The sequence below is a fragment of the Brevibacillus migulae genome, from assembly GCF_004521915.1.
GTDB lineage: Bacteria > Bacillota > Bacilli > Brevibacillales > Brevibacillaceae > Brevibacillus_F > Brevibacillus_F migulae.
The window spans coordinates 1-15,760 of sequence record NZ_SDKD01000026.1; the positions used below are offsets into that span (position 1 = coordinate 1).

The following is a 15,760-nucleotide window of genomic DNA, read 5'->3' on the forward strand; positions in this document are numbered from 1 at the left end:
TTAATTAAACAAACGTGTCTAACTTTTTGGGGTCACTTCAGTGATGATGGCGACCCTTTTCTTTAGAACGTAACGATACCTGCCACAACACAATGGCATCTCCAATCACTGAGGGAGCCGCATGAGCTTAACCCGACGGATTTTCCGCAAACGGATTGGGTCTCGCCGCCGGGATCGGATACTGTTCGTCCGGTTCGCCAGCGTGGGCTCTGGACTTGTCGACGGAGCCCACCGGAATCGTATTTTCAACCTGGTTTAATACGTCCGGGATCGGTTGATTGGGTGTCGTTTGCTGCTTGTCTGGCATGGAAGCACCTCCTGCTTCTAGCATCTGTTGAAAAAAGCCCGGCTAAACGTCAGGCTTTTGGTTCAGCGATGGGAATTTACACCCCGCTATTTTTCATCATCCGCATTGCCACCGATCAGCGAGAAATTGTATCCTAGGGGTATCCAATTTTTGGTGCGCGATTCATGCTGAATGCACAGGGAGATAAAAATTGTACCGATCATTGGAGGATACGATTTTTACGGAAAAGAGGAGGATCCACGATGGAAAGCGTCGGAGTCGGAGGTATCATGATGATCATTCCGCTATTAATCATGATTGCAATCTATGTGTTCGTGATATATGTCTTGGTCAGTGTATTGCGCTTTATGAAAAAGAAAAGCGAACTGGATCAAGCGCGAAACGAGAAGTTGGACAAGCTGATTCAAGTGCTGGAAGCCAATTCAGGCAAAGAGTAAAGACTGACAAGCTTCTTGTGTTATAATCAAGGGGAGGATCGCTCCTCTCACTTTTCATTAAAGGAGTGTCAGACATGATTATCAAGTTCATTCGTTTGCGTTAATGAAAAGCACTGCCCCAGGAACCCCTGCATTTTTGAAGGATTAAGCAAGGGTTTATTTAGGTATGCCTTTTTCCATTAACCAAAAAACGAATGAAATGGGGAATCATCATGACGGAAAACATCCATCAAATCAATGGCGTTGATATATGTTCAGAAAGCTTCGGCAATCCGAACCACCCGGCCATCCTGCTTATCATGGGAGCAACCTGCTCGATGGTGTATTGGGACGAAGAATTTTGCCAGCAGCTGGCGGACACGGGCCGCTACGTGATTCGCTACGACAACCGGGATGTCGGACGTTCCATTGCCTATGAACCGGGAACATCACATTATACCGTAGAGGACATGGCGGACGATGCCGTAGGAGTATTGGATGCCTATGGGATAGATCGTGCGCATATCGTCGGGATGTCTCTGGGCGGCATGATCGGACAGATCGTGGCTATCAAGCATCCGCAAAGGGTAGCAACCTTGACGCTGATCGCTTCCAGCTTTTACGGCTCGGAGGACAACAAGCGGAACCTGCCTCCGATGGACGAGAGGATCCTTGCGTTTCACGCAAAAGGGGCCACGTTGGACTGGTCCGATGAAAAAGCGGTTGCCGATTACATGGTCAGCGGTTCGCGAATGCTCTGCGGCTCCAAGCATACGTTTGATGAGAAACGGGCGTATAAGCAGGTGACGCAAGAAATGAAGCGGGCGAACAATCTGCTCAGTATGTTCAATCACGCCCTTCTTAGGGGCGATGACTCCTACGAAGGAAAAGAAAAAGAGATCAACGTACCTGTTTTGGTGATTCACGGTACAGAAGATACGATTCTTCCCTATGAGCACGGCTTAGCGCTGGCTCAGGAAATCCCCGGTGCCCGGTTGCTTACGCTGGAAGGGACAGGGCACGAAATCCACGAGGAGGATTGGGGACAGATCATCCGGGCCATATTGACACATACCTCGGTTGATCGCAGAGATATCAAGTAGACATATGTTGAATATAGGGAAAACGAGATGCAAGTGGCTGAATGGCCATTGCATCTTTTTTTCATCTATGGGGGCGGAAAAGTTCCTTTAAAAGGAAAGAAGGATCCTGAAAATTGGAAACTATTGGGTGTATAATGGCTGTATGGTTAACGAAATGGAGGTGTCCCCTTTGCAGCTCTTTCGCTTGCATATTCCTCGGGTATTGCTCGGCTTGATATTCTTATGTGCTGGATATAACGGGTGGCGTTGTCAACATTTTGCTGTTTCATCTGTTTGTGGACCCAGCTCTCCTTTTTCTGGCATTGCTTGTTTTTGTGCTGGAAGCCTATCTATTGTGGATGTTTCGGAATAACTTCAGAAGCCTGTTTACAGTGAAAGCGGAATCGGACATCGAAGGCTGAGGTTTGCGGTAGGTTACTGCCGTGCCATTCGGATCGGAGACATCATGGAAGTGGCAGGTACGACAGCCATGAAAGATGGTAGGTGGTAGGTGTTGGAGACCCTTACTAACAGACGTGGAGATTGAAGCTTATGCGATAGCAAGGTAAATACGAAAGGTAGCGGGTTCCTTTTCAGAGTGACCGGCTACCTTTCCTTTTTAAGCAATGGGCGCTATATTGCGTGTAAAGTCTGTTCCCAATTCATATTCGGTTCACACAATGAGTTTATCCTGAACGTGAAACGACAAATACGGATTGGAGACGAACCATGAGCAGAAATTTTCGGAGGATTATCCTTGCCATCTCTATTATTGTGTTGTTAGTAGGGGGAATAGGCGCATTTGGAGCTGTTCGTTCACGGGCGGATTGGCTTTCCGTTCGCAACACGGCAGAGCATATTGCGCTAGAAAGAAAAGTGCCCATCCATCAACCCAATAAACCGACCGTGGCAGTCGTGTTGGGAAGCCCAATTACCGAGATATTTGATTTTATGGTGCCTTATGAATTGTTTGCGATGACCGATGCCTACAACGTTTACGCGGTTGCACCGAACCATGAGGTTACGTCACTCACGGGGGGATTGGATATCATTCCGCACTATTCTTTTGCGGAAATGGATCGATTGCTGGGGAAGAGCCCGGACCTGATTGTGGTCCCTTATATGCCCATGGTCGATGAAATGAAGTATCAGCCTGTCCGGAAATGGCTGAAAAAACATGCCAACACGGAAATACTCAGCATTTGTTCCGGGGCGATGAACCTTGCAGACGCTGGTTTATTGAATGGGAAATCTTCAACGATACACTGGCGCATTGTTGACCAGGTGAAAAGGAACTATCCCGATACGGACTGGGTAAGAGATCGAAGGTATATTCAAGAGGGGAACATGATGAACTCCGCCGGTCTTACCTCCGGAATTGATGCTGTACTCCGCGTCATCTCTCAACATTTGGGGGAACCTACGGCAGAGAAAATTGCGAATGAAATCAATTACCCTTCATATCACTTTGTTGAAAATGCTGAGGTGGAGCCATTTTACATCGATTGGACCGAGGCCATCTATTATTTGAATCTGGCGTTTCAGTTTGACAAGGAAAAGATAGGCGTGCTGCTTTATGATGGCATGGAGGAAGGGGCACTTGCTTCGGTGTTTGATACGTACGCACCATTGGGAACTACTAAGATGTTTACGCTAACAAACGAGGATAGAACGATTGTTACAAAACATAACCTGAACCTGATTGCCCGGTTTCACGACTCTAATGCCCTTGCATTGGATCGATTTTTTGTAACAGGCACTGAAGCATTTCTCTTATCCCAAAACGTCGAAAGCCAATGGAAGTCATTTTATGCGGGTGTGCCGCTAGAATTCATTCATAGCAAAAAGTCAGACCGATTTGTCTTTGATGCTACGCTTGAAGATTTGGCTAGAAGCGAGGACGTTTTAACTGCTCAATGGGCAACAAAACGGCTAGAGTATCGTGCCAACAATGTAAAGTTTGAAGGAAAACCGTTACCCACTGAAGCCTTGATGACTCTGCTTGTGCTCAGTTTGATTGCTTTCATTATCGCCTTCTATACAGATGGGAAGGTTTTTCGGAAATGGTCGAAATAAAAAAAGAAACCCTCGTCCATCCAAATCTGATCTAAAACGTGAAAATGTCTGATTCCCTATGAAAAATCAGAGGAGAGAATATTCTTGAAATGCGGGGAAGGGAAGTATAGAATAAAATTGAAAGTTGTACGTACAATTCAAAATGTACAGATATGCTGAAGTGATAAGTCAATATATTTTCAGAGAGTTTCATATCTTAACTTATCCGTACAAGTTAGTCGCGTACAACGATTCAGCCAAAAGAGGAGGATGAGCCATGCTACACCAAAAACCGTACGAATTTTGGTTTGTCACGGGAAGTCAGCACTTATACGGCCCGGAAACGATTGAGCAGGTAGAAGCCCATTCGCGACAAATCGCCGCGGGGATTGATCAGGATGACAACCTTGCCTATCCCATCCGCTACAAAGCCGTATGCACCACGCCGGATGAGATCCGTAAAGTATGTCTGGAAGCCAATGCGGACGATACATGCGCGGGCGTGATCACTTGGATGCATACCTTTTCCCCGGCGAAAATGTGGATCGCAGGCTTGACCGAGCTGCGCAAACCGCTGCTCCACCTGCACACTCAATTCAATCGTGACATTCCGTGGGATCAAATCGACATGGACTTTATGAACCTCAACCAGTCCGCCCATGGAGACCGCGAGTATGGCTTCATCGGCACACGGATGGGAGTGGCGCGAAAGGTTGTCGTTGGACACTGGGAAGATGCATCGGTGCGTCAGCGAATCGGCGGCTGGCAGCGCACGGCCGTAGCCTTTACCGCAGGCAAGCAGCTCAAGGTCGCGCGCTTTGGCGACAACATGCGCGAAGTGGCGGTGACCGAGGGTGACAAGGTAGAAGCGCAGATCAAGTTCGGCTGGTCGGTAAATACGTATGGCATCGGGGACTTGGTGCAACGCATGAATGAAATACCGGACGCAGAAGTCGCACAGCTGTTCGACACATATGCCGATTTGTATGAATTGGCACCCGAAGCTCTCCAGCCAGGGCCGATTCGCGATTCGATCCTAGAGCAAGCGCGGATTGAACTCGGACTGCGTGCGTTTTTGCAAGAAGGAAACTTTCAGGCATTTACGACGACTTTCGAAGATTTGCACGGCATGAAGCAGCTGCCGGGACTGGCCGTACAGCGCTTGATGGCGGATGGCTACGGATTTGGCGGTGAAGGAGACTGGAAGACAGCGGCACTGGTCCGGATCATGAAGATCATGGCTGGCGGCGCAGGAACGTCCTTTATGGAGGACTACACCTATCACTTTGAACAAGGGAATGAAATGGTTTTAGGTGCGCATATGCTGGAAATATGTCCGACGATCGCCGCAAACCGGCCAAAAGTGGAAGTGCATCCGCTCTCGATCGGTGGCAAAGCCGACCCCGCACGCCTCATATTTGACGGAAAAGGCGGCAAGGCACTCAATGCATCTTTGATCGATCTGGGCAATCGTTTCCGTCTGTTGATCAACGAAGTAGAGGCCGTCCAACCCGAGCAGGATATGCCGAAGCTTCCTGTAGCACGCGTCCTGTGGAAAACATTGCCTTCTCTATCGGAAGCGGCGGAGGCCTGGATTCTGGCAGGCGGCGCTCATCACACCGGTTTTTCTTATGTGGTTACCACCGAGCAGCTGGCAGATTGGGCGGAAATGGCGGGAGTCGAATGCGTCGTGATCGATGAGGACACGAAATTGCGAAGCTTCCGCAACGAATTGAAATGGAGCGAAATTGCCTGGAAGCTGAGATAGCCGAGGCTGCTTGCAATTGACGAATAACTTGTACGTACATCCAAAAGGAGGGGAGCCCAATGGAAAAGAGGTACTCAATCGGAGTCGACTACGGTACAGAGTAGGCAAGAGCTGTGCTGGTCGATCTCTCTACAGGTGAAGTGGCGGCATCAGCTGTCAAGAGCTACACACACGGAGTTATCGAAGAAGAGCTGCCAGGCTTGGGCGTTCGTCTCGAGAAAGACTGGGCCCTGCAGGATCCAAACGACTATGTGGAGGCATTTATTGAAACCGTTTCCACGGTAGTCAAGGAGGTAGAGGGACAGATCGCGCCGGAGCAGATCATCGGAGTGGGGATCGATTTTACCGCCTGCACCGTGCTGCCCGTGAAGCAGGACGGGACTCCGCTGTGCAATATCCCACAATGGCGTCCGAATCCGCATAGCTGGGTGAAGCTGTGGAAGCATCATGCGGCACAGGATGAGGCCAACCGCTTAAATGAAATCGCTGCCAACATGGAGGATTCTTTTTTATCCCGTTATGGCGGCAAGATTTCGTCCGAGTGGCTGTTTCCAAAAATTTGGCAAATTTTGAATGAAGCGCCGGAAATCTATGACGAGATGGATCGCTTTATCGAAGCGGCGGATTGGATCATCTGGCAGATTACCGGCAAGGAAACGCGAAACTCTTGCACAGCTGGCTACAAGGCGATCTGGCATAAACAAAAGGGGTACCCCGACCCATCCTTTTTCAAAGCACTGGACCCGCGTCTGGAGCATGTCGTCGAAGAGAAGCTGTCCCGTGAGATCATGCCTATAGGCAGCCGGGCTGGTGATTTGACAGAGGAAATGGCGGCGAAAACGGGGCTGCGCGCAGGCACGGCAGTCGCGGTTGGCAACGTGGACGCCCATGTTTCCGCGCCAGCGGCAGCAGTCACAACACCTGGGACAATGCTCATGATCATGGGGACATCGACCTGCGACATCCTGCTGGGGACGGAAGAAAAAATTGTCCCAGGCATGTGTGGCGTGGTGGAGGATGGTGTCATTCCGGGCTTCTTTGGTTATGAGGCAGGACAATCCGGTGTGGGAGACGTGTTTGCGTGGTATGTCGAGCATGGAATTCCGGAGACGTATCAGGCAGAGGCACGCGAACAAGGCATCTCGATCCATCAGCTCTTGGAGGAGAAGGCAGCCCTGCTCAAGCCGGGCCAGAGCGGTCTGTTGGCCCTAGATTGGCTCAACGGCAATCGCTCGGTGCTCGTCGATGCGGATCTGACGGGGATGCTCATCGGCTTGACGTTGGATACGAAGCCGGAAGAGATCTATCGTGCCTTGATCGAGGCGACCGCTTTTGGCAAGCGGGTCATCATCGAGATGTTCACCGAGCATGGCGTACCGATCGAGCGACTGGTGGCATGCGGCGGACTTCCCCACAAAAACAAGATGCTGATGCAGATCTACGCAGACGTGTGCGGGCGGGAAATCTCCATCGCCGCGCATTTGCAGACACCGGCAATCGGCTCGGCGATGTTCGGCGCGGTGGCAGCGGGCAAGGATGCAGGCGGTTTTGGCAACATCCTGGAGGCGGCGGAAAAGATCGCGAAGCTCCAGGAGGGAACCATCGTCCCGATCCCGGAGAACCAGGTCATTTACGACCAGCTGTATCGGGAGTATAAGCGCCTGCACGACTATTTCGGCAGGGGCGAAAACGACGTGATGAAGGTGCTGAAACAGCTAAAACGGATGTAAGCCTAGCCGGTAAGCGGTCACTCAATCCCCTTTGCGTCCATGAACGTCACCTTGAAAAGCATGTTTTTTGTCCAGCGAGTATGATACACTTTTTCCAGTGAGCAGCGCCTGTATGGCAGAAGCGGCATACGCCATTTTGTACGTACAAGTTCAAATATAAAGGTGATAGGACATACATGACGACGAAATATAATCTCGTAAAAGAGACGATCAAATCCTGGATTGTCGAGGGGAAAGTAGCACCGCATCAAAAAATCATGTCAGAAAACGAGCTGGTCGAGCATTTTTCGGTCAGCCGGCATACGGTGCGCCAAGCCATCGGTGAGCTGGTGAATGAAGGCTGGCTGTATCGGGAGCAAGGCCGCGGGACCTTTTGCGCCTATCGCGAGCATCTGCGCAGGAAGCATACGGATAAAATGATCGGGATCGTGACGACCTACATATCGGACTACATTTTCCCCTCGATTATCCGGGGAGCGGAAAGCTTTCTCAGCAGCAAAGGGTACAGCATCATCCTGGCGAGCACCAATAACCAGATCGAAGAAGAGAAAAATTGCCTGCAGACGCTATTGGGCAAAAATATCGATGGCCTGATTATCGAGCCGACCCGCAGCGCGATGTACAACTCCAATTTGGATTACTATCTGCAGCTGGAAGCGAATCAGATCCCCTACGTGATGATCAATGCCACCTATCCGCAGCTGCAGCCGCCAAGCCTCACGATGGATGATGAGCTCGGTGGCTATATCGCGACCAAGCATCTGATTGACTCGGGGCACAAGCAGATCGTCGGGCTGTTTAAAACGGATGACCTGCAAGGGGTGAACCGGATGAAGGGATTTGTCCGCGCACATCGCGAGCATCAGCTGCCGATCACGCCAAGCACGATCATTTCCTTCAATACGGAGGAAAAGGAGTGGAAGCCACAGCAAGAGCTGCGTGAGCTCCTGTCGGCAAAAGGAAGTCGTCCGACCGGCATCGTCTGCTATAACGACCAGATTGCGATCAGTCTGCTCGATGTGACTCGTGAGCTCAAGCTGCGGGTGCCTGAGGATATTTCCATGGTCGGCTACGATGATTCGCTGCTGGCGGAAGCATCCGAAGTAAAGCTGACCTCCATCAAGCATCCGCAAACCATCATGGGGGAAGAAGCCGCGAAAATGCTGCTGGATATCATCGAGGGCAAAGCAGATCGGCAAACGCTGCCGCCTGTGGTCTATAAACCGGAGCTGGTTATCCGCAAGTCTACGCAGAGGGTGTAAGGAGGATGTACATTCTCCTTTTGCCTTCACTTGTACGGTCAAGTTTATTTTACTTATTGCCCAACTTTTTCTAATTGTGTTACTATCAAATAAGAAAACGGTTTCATCAATGCTATTCCAACTTGTACGTACATCCATTTAACAGAAAAGAAAGGGGAGTTTCAAATGAGAAAAAGTCTATCCATCATCATGATGCTCGTTATGGCCGTGATGCTGGCTGCCTGCGGTGCGGCTACAGGAGGATCAGGGGGAGAAAACGGGTTTGTCGGCATCTCCATGCCTACCAAATCGTCCGAGCGTTGGGTGAACGATGGTGCCAATATGGTGAAGGAATTTGAAGCGCTCGGCTACAAAACCGACCTGCAATACGCGGAGGATGTCGTGGAAAACCAGGTCTCGCAAATTGAAAACATGATCACAAAAGGCGTCAAGATCCTCGTGATCGCGCCGATCGACGGCGAAGCATTGACCGACGTGCTGAAAAAAGCGAATGACGCGGGAATCAAGGTCATCGCCTATGACCGTCTGATCAAAAAGAGCGAGCATGTCAGCTACTATGCGACGTTTGACAACTTCAAGGTCGGGGTGCAGCAAGCTTCCTACATTGAAGAGAAATTGGGGCTGAAAGAAGGCAAAGGTCCATTCAATATCGAGCTTTTTGCAGGTTCGCCGGATGACAATAACGCCTACTTCTTCTTTGACGGTGCGATGTCTGTCCTGAAGCCGTACATTGACTCTGGAAAATTGGTTGTCCGCAGCAAGCAAACCGAATTCGAGCAGATCGCGACGCTCCGCTGGGATGGTGCTTTGGCGCAAGCGCGGATGGACAACCTGTTGAGTGCACATTACGCTTCGGAAAACGTTCACGCGGTTCTGTCTCCTTATGATGGCATCAGCATCGGGATCATTTCTTCGCTGAAGGGTGTAGGCTACGGTTCTGGCAGCAAACCGATGCCGATCATTACGGGTCAGGATGCGGAGCTGGCTTCGGTGAAGTCGATCATCGCGGGTGAGCAGACGCAAACCGTATTCAAGGACACGCGCGAACTGGCGAAAAAAGCCGTAGCGATGGCGGACAGCCTGATGAAAGGAAAAGAAGCGGAGGTAAACGACACCAAGACCTATAACAACGGGGCAAAAGTCGTTCCTTCTTATCTTTTGGAACCGGTTTCAGTCGATAAGTCCAATTACGAGAAAGCATTGGTAGAGAGTGGTTACTATACAAAAGACCAGCTTCAATAGAGAGAAAACGGTGTGACCCAAATGATTTAGTGACGGTTGAAAAGTCTGGCTGTCACTAAATCATTTCTATATTGAGGAGGGGTGAGAGCATGGCGGCTTCTCTGTTGGAAATGAGAGGAATCACCAAAACATTCCCGGGGGTAAAAGCGCTGGAAGACGTCAATCTGCAGGTCAAGGAAGGCGAGATCCATGCGCTGATGGGCGAAAACGGTGCGGGCAAATCTACACTGATGAAGGTTCTGAGCGGCGTTTATCCCTATGGGACATATACAGGAGACATCCTTTTTCAAGGAAAAGTCTGCGAATTTCGAGACATCAAGCAGAGCGAGCAGCTGGGTATCGTCATCATCCACCAGGAGCTGGCGCTGATCTCGGAGCTGTCGATCGCGGAGAACATTTTTTTGGGCAATGAGCAGGCGAGTCGAGGCATTGTCGACTGGCAGCAGACGAGGGTGAAAGCGAGGGAGCTCTTGCAAAAGGTAGGGCTGCAGGAATCGCCCGACACGCTCATTTCCCAGATCGGGGTGGGCAAGCAGCAGCTGGTGGAGATCGCCAAAGCATTGTCCAAAAAAGTGAAGCTCCTGATCCTGGATGAACCGACTGCTGCACTCAACGAAGAGGACAGCGATAATCTGCTGAAGCTGCTGCTCGAATTCAAAAAAGAAGGCATTTCCTCCATCCTGATTTCCCATAAGCTCAACGAGGTGTCCCGCGTAGCGGATTCCATCACCATCCTGCGCGACGGCAAGACGATCGAGACGCTGGAGACAAAAACGGGAGAGGTCACAGAGGAACGCATCATCAAAGGGATGGTCGGCCGGGACATGACGCAGCGCTACCCGCAGCGCTTTCCCGTGATCGGTGAGACGATTTTTGAAGTGAAGGACTGGAATGTCTATCATCCTGTCATCCCGGAGCGGAAAGTCATCGATGAGGTGAGCTTGCACATCCGCCGCGGCGAGATCGTCGGGATTGCCGGCTTGATGGGAGCAGGGCGCACGGAGCTGGCGATGAGCATTTTTGGCCGCTCCTACGGTAAGCGAATCAGCGGACAGATGTTCAAGCATGGCAAGGAAATTCGCATCACTGATATTCCCGAGGCGATCGAGCAGGGAATCGCCTATGTGACAGAGGACCGGAAGCATTATGGGCTGAATCTGATGGATGATATCAAGCGAAATATTTCGTTGGCGGCGCTGGGGAAACTGTCGAAACGTTCTGTCGTGAACGAAAACGAGGAGATCAAGGTAGCCGAGGAGTTCCGGCGAAAGCTGAACATCAAGACGCCCAGCATCCTGCAAAAAGCGGTCAATCTGAGCGGCGGCAACCAGCAAAAGGTCGTGCTGAGCAAGTGGATTTTCGCCGAGCCGGATGTCTTGATCCTGGATGAACCGACCCGCGGCATCGATGTCGGAGCCAAGTACGAGATCTACACGATCATTCATCAGCTGGCAGCGGAAGGCAAGGGCATCCTGCTGATTTCCTCGGAGCTGCCCGAATTGTTGGGCATGTGTGACCGCATTTATGTGATGAGCGAAGGAAGAATCACCGGGGAAGTAGAGCGCGCAGAAGCGACACAAGAAAGATTAATGAAAGATATGACGAAGACCAGGGGGTAGGAGAGATGGAGACGATTCAAAAAATGTGGAAAGGCAACATTCGTCAATACGGGATGATCATCACGCTGGTCTTGATCATGCTGCTCTTTCAGGTGCTGACAGACGGGCTGTTACTGAAGCCGTTGAATATAACCAACCTGATCCTGCAAAACAGCTATATCCTCGTGCTGGCGATCGGGATGCTGCTGGTGATCATCACGGGGCATATCGATTTGTCCGTAGGCTCGGTTGCCGCCTTTGTCGGAGCGATTTCCGCCATCCTCATGGTGAAAATGCAGGTTCATCCTGTGGTAGCGGTGATCATCTCGCTTCTGATCGGTGCATTGGTGGGAGCATGGCAAGGGTTTTGGGTAGCGTACGTGAAAATTCCTTCCTTCATTGTGACGCTGGCGGGTATGCTGCTGTTTCGCGGGCTGACGATGATCGTGCTGGATGGACAATCCATCGCGCCGTTTCCCGAGTCGTTCCAATTGATCAGCTCCGGTTTTGTGCCTGACCTGTTCGGGGGCAGCGGCCTTCACCTCTTGACCATTGTCATCGGTGTTCTTTTGTCGGCCATCCTCGTGTGGACGGAATGGAGTCGCCGGCAGACGCAGCGCTCCTATCAGTTTGACGTGGAGCCAACGGGCTTCTTCATCGCCAAATTAATCGGGATGGTCGCGGTTGTCAATTTGTTTACGTTTGTCCTGGCTACTTATGAAGGGATTCCCAACATTCTGATTTTGCTGTTTGCTCTTATCGTCCTGTATTCGTTTGTGATGAAGAAAACCGTGATGGGAAGGCATATTTACGCATTGGGCGGGAATGAGAAGGCAGCTTCTCTCTCCGGTGTACGGACCAAGCAAAAGACATTTTGGGTGTTCGTCAATATGGGCGTCCTGTCTGCACTGGCTGGCCTGATCTTTGCGGCCAGGCTGAATGCGGCAACCCCGAAAGCCGGCGTGAACTTTGAACTGGATGCGATCGCAGCCTGCTTTATTGGCGGAGCATCGGCCACGGGCGGCATTGGCACCGTGATCGGAGCGATGATCGGCGGTCTGGTCATGGGCGTCATGAACAACGGGATGTCGTTGATCGGCCTCGGAATTGACTGGCAGCAGGGCATCAAAGGACTCGTCCTGTTGTTGGCAGTAGCGTTTGATATTTACAACAAAAACAAGGCATCCTAAATCAAGTGAGAAATGGCAAGCTTCTGCGGATTGTGCAGAAGCTTTTTTTGCGTCCACAATCCCTGATATTGCATGGAGAAACCCATTGTCAAAAGCGCGAAAAATCAATATACTAAGTTCATTAATCATTTCATTTCAATATGATAATCAGATCAGAACTGATGAAAGGAAATTATTATGTCTGCTCAACAACATCACTATGATATCGTCATCGTGGGAGGAGGGCTTGCGGGCTTGTCCGCAGCAGCGTACCTGTCCCACAAAGGAAAGAAAGTAGCAGTCCTGGAGCGCGGAGTCTTGGGCGGTCGAGCAGTTACGTTGCCCATCAAAGGCTTTCACTTCAACTTCGGGGCTCATGCCATCTACGGTCGCGACACCTCCATGCTGCGCACGTTTGAAAAAGAACTGGGACTCTCCATTCAATGGCAAGATTTTTCCCCTAGCAAAGCGAAATATGACATGGGGGATGAAGTGACGGATGTCCCTGCGAATATCCTGGGGCTTTTCCGTACGAAGGTAATGGGCGGACTGGATAAGGTCTCCTTCACCTTCAACATTCTCAAGACCATGCTGAAGCTGGAATCCGGCCATCCGCATCTGTCCATTGAAAAATGGCTGGAGCAAAAAAATACGCCGGACGATGTAAGGGAAATGATGCTGACGCTGGCATCCTCCAACTTCTTTACCAAGGAGCCGGAGAAAATCCCTTCGGATGTGTTTTTCCGTTACTACTCCCGCCTTTTCCTTACCAATAAGCCTGTAGCGTATATCGGCGGCGGTTGGCAAGCGTTGATCAACGAATTTGTGCGCGTGCTCGAGAGCAACAACGGAGCGATTTTTACCAAGACCAAAATCGTAGGTGTCACTCACGAGAATGATCGGATCACGAGTGTCCATACCGAGGAAGACAGCTTTACGGCAGATCAGTTCATCATGTGCATTCCGCCAAAAGAGCTGGAGAAAATCATGACAGGCTCCAAAGTGGAAGGGTTGGTCAAGCATTACGCCCAATACGACCCAACGTATGTCATGGTGTATGATATCGGTTTGAAGAAACGGATTGAGAGTCCGTACACGTACATTTACGATAAACAAAACAATATGTTCATCACAGACATTTCCTACTACGATACCAGCTGTACTCCTGAGGGCGGCCAGCTGCTGCAGGCGACCGCCTACCTGCGACAAGCGGATATGGGGAACAAAGAGGTTTTGGAAGCGTACAAAGCCAAAATCGAGCAGATGTACGACAAGCACTTCCCAGGCTGGAGAGAGGAATTGGTCGTGCCGCGTGTCTCCCAGCGGGCAGTCGTACAGGAGATCAAGTGGAATATGCATCAGCAAGCTATGCCAGTGTTCTTCCCTGAATATCGCAACCTTTTCTTCGCCGGTGACTGGTGCCAGGGGCAAGGGCAGCTGTCCGAGCTTTCCTTCTCGAGCTCCCTTACCGTATGCGATATGATTTTAAAACACGATTAGAAAGCAAAAAGCCGTGTCTCACCTTTTGTAGGGTGAAACCGGCTTTTTTTCACACCTCATGCGTCTCATGCTCCTCGTCAAGCATGACAGTGCGAACATCATCCGTATGGCTGTCACAGTGAGGGCAATAAAAGGTGATGCTGACCTCTTCGCCACACGCCTGATGAATGATCTTGGAATAGCGCTGCTCCAGATGCCGTGAGCCCCAGATCGCGATGGCAGCAAGCACGGGGCGCAGCTCGTTCCCCTTCTGCGTCAAGACATACTCGAAGCGGGGAGGATGCTTGCTGTACAGCGAGGAGTGGATGATCCCTGCCTGTTCCAGATGCTGCAAGCGCTCGGAAAGAATATTGGGGGCGATGCCCTCCAGCGATTGCTTCAATTCATTAAATTTGCGTTTTCCACGAAACAGATCCCGGATAATCAAGAGCGTCCAACGATCTCCGATAATGTCCAACGTAGAGGCGATATTGCAGGAATAGTTATATTTTTTGCTCATAGCTCCCTCGATTTCCCCCAATAATGGCTTTCGTCGCTTTTACAGATGATTTTACAACATTTCAGGCACATAAATAAATTATAAAAAGTTAGTTGTTTTTTTATACTTAGTATCATAAAATTACCTCATCCATATCATTCCATTTAGGAGGTACCAATCATGATCCTTCACAAATTGCCATGGGCAGGCGTTTTGCTCGAAACCGAGCATGCGCAGCTATTGATCGATCCCTTGGGAGATGCGGCCCCGAACGTTACCCTGACAGGCACCCCGCTGGAACCACTTGCTGACCTAAGTCAATATCCGGATGTTTCCCTGATACTGGTCACCCATGTCCACCCCGACCATTTCGATCCGACCTCGCTCCAAAAGGCATACGGAGCGGATATTTTGCTCCTGCTGCCGGAAGAATCGGTTGGAGTCGCGCAAAAGGCAGGCTTTACACAGGTGGTGGGCATGCGAGTCGGAGAGCAGTTCCAGCACGGTGAGATAACGGTGACGGCCACGCATTCCGTCGACGGGTTTGGAACACCGCAGGTAGCATGGCTGGTGGAGGCAGATGGGAAAAAAGTCATTCATTGCGGGGACACACTATGGCATGGTTTTTGGTGGGGGATCGCGCGCAAGCATGGCCCGATCGAGATCGCCTGTCTTCCGGTAAACAGCCCCTTGCTCGAGGTCCCGGGCTTGGATCGGCAAAGTGAGGTAGAGGCGGTCCTTTCACCGGAGCAAGCCGTCGATGCGGCTTATTTGCTCGGGGTCAAAGCGATGATTCCGATCCATTTTGGCACGTTTCACAACCCGCCCTTTTATATCGAGACGCAAGACCTTGCACAGCGCTTGCTGGCTGCAGGGGAAAAACGGGCGGTGGAAGTGCGGATGTTGAACAGCGGCGAGTCAATGAGCGTATAAATGCTTGCCCATAGGCTAGGTATATTCTCCTTTACTTGCGTAAGAATGTTTGGGAATTTAATACCATTGAAATTAATAGTCGAAAAAAATAGAATGATGATGAAAACAACATAACGTGGGATTGTAACTGCTAAGCAGGCAAGACCTAAAACGTGTAAAGGGCGAAGTGTGACTATCGCTAGATCCCTTATGCGTTTTAGGTCTTTTTTGTTAGCTTCGA

The 15,760-nt window shown here is 50.6% G+C and carries 13 protein-coding genes; 11 read left to right on the forward strand and 2 right to left on the reverse strand.

The genetic code is table 11. The features are described 5' to 3' along the window. Window positions 1-127: 127 nt before the first annotated feature. Window positions 128-307: a hypothetical protein gene (locus EIZ37_RS22140; protein ID WP_134686946.1), complete on the reverse strand. Its 180-nt coding sequence runs from the start codon at window positions 305-307 to the stop codon at window positions 128-130. A 242-nt stretch (window positions 308-549) separates the two neighbouring features. On the opposite strand from EIZ37_RS22140, the gene EIZ37_RS22145 reads away from it, so the two are divergent. The 10 genes from EIZ37_RS22145 (at window position 550) to EIZ37_RS22190 (ending at window position 14,129) form a co-directional block, all read left to right on the forward strand. Continuing rightward, entirely contained in the window at window positions 550-744 is a 195-nt protein-coding gene (locus tag EIZ37_RS22145) for a hypothetical protein (RefSeq protein WP_134686947.1), read from the forward strand. Between the two features lie 212 nt (window positions 745-956). Continuing rightward, window positions 957-1,826 (forward strand): alpha/beta fold hydrolase, encoded by an 870-nt coding sequence (locus EIZ37_RS22150; protein WP_134686948.1) that lies wholly within the window; start codon window positions 957-959, stop codon window positions 1,824-1,826. A 708-nt stretch (window positions 1,827-2,534) separates the two neighbouring features. Then, on the forward strand, window positions 2,535-3,881 hold the full coding sequence (locus EIZ37_RS22155; protein WP_134686949.1) for a DJ-1/PfpI family protein: 1,347 nt from the start codon (window positions 2,535-2,537) through the stop codon (window positions 3,879-3,881). A gap of 256 nt (window positions 3,882-4,137) precedes the next feature. Next, window positions 4,138-5,628 carry an L-arabinose isomerase gene (gene araA, locus EIZ37_RS22160; protein WP_134686950.1) on the forward strand — a complete coding sequence of 497 codons (1,491 nt, stop codon included), beginning with the start codon at window positions 4,138-4,140 and terminating at the stop codon, window positions 5,626-5,628. 113 nt (window positions 5,629-5,741) lie between these two features. After that, window positions 5,742-7,358 (forward strand): ribulokinase, encoded by a 1,617-nt coding sequence (locus EIZ37_RS22165; protein WP_235828160.1) that lies wholly within the window; start codon window positions 5,742-5,744, stop codon window positions 7,356-7,358. Between the two features lie 176 nt (window positions 7,359-7,534). Beyond that, the gene (locus EIZ37_RS22170) at window positions 7,535-8,620 is read left to right on the forward strand and encodes a GntR family transcriptional regulator (protein ID WP_134686951.1); all 1,086 of its coding nucleotides are present in this window, start codon (window positions 7,535-7,537) and stop codon (window positions 8,618-8,620) included. 165 nt (window positions 8,621-8,785) lie between these two features. Then, window positions 8,786-9,862, forward strand: coding sequence for a multiple monosaccharide ABC transporter substrate-binding protein (gene chvE / locus EIZ37_RS22175; protein ID WP_134686952.1), 1,077 nt, complete (start codon window positions 8,786-8,788; stop codon window positions 9,860-9,862). Between the two features lie 89 nt (window positions 9,863-9,951). Continuing rightward, on the forward strand, window positions 9,952-11,481 hold the full coding sequence (gene mmsA / locus EIZ37_RS22180; protein ID WP_134686953.1) for a multiple monosaccharide ABC transporter ATP-binding protein: 1,530 nt from the start codon (window positions 9,952-9,954) through the stop codon (window positions 11,479-11,481). A 5-nt stretch (window positions 11,482-11,486) separates the two neighbouring features. Then, on the forward strand, window positions 11,487-12,650 hold the full coding sequence (mmsB, locus tag EIZ37_RS22185) for a multiple monosaccharide ABC transporter permease (RefSeq protein WP_134686954.1): 1,164 nt from the start codon (window positions 11,487-11,489) through the stop codon (window positions 12,648-12,650). A 177-nt stretch (window positions 12,651-12,827) separates the two neighbouring features. Further along, a complete protein-coding gene (locus tag EIZ37_RS22190; protein WP_134686955.1) occupies window positions 12,828-14,129 on the forward strand; it encodes a phytoene desaturase family protein in 1,302 nt (433 codons plus the stop codon). 49 nt (window positions 14,130-14,178) lie between these two features. Here the strand turns inward: EIZ37_RS22190 and EIZ37_RS22195 are convergent, their stop codons facing one another. Continuing rightward, entirely contained in the window at window positions 14,179-14,628 is a 450-nt protein-coding gene (locus tag EIZ37_RS22195; protein ID WP_134686956.1) for a winged helix-turn-helix transcriptional regulator, read from the reverse strand. A 159-nt stretch (window positions 14,629-14,787) separates the two neighbouring features. Between EIZ37_RS22195 and EIZ37_RS22200 the strand changes: the two genes are divergently transcribed. Continuing rightward, complete coding sequence (locus EIZ37_RS22200; RefSeq protein WP_134686957.1) at window positions 14,788-15,540, forward strand: MBL fold metallo-hydrolase; 753 nt, start codon at window positions 14,788-14,790, stop codon at window positions 15,538-15,540. Window positions 15,541-15,760 lie beyond the last annotated feature (220 nt).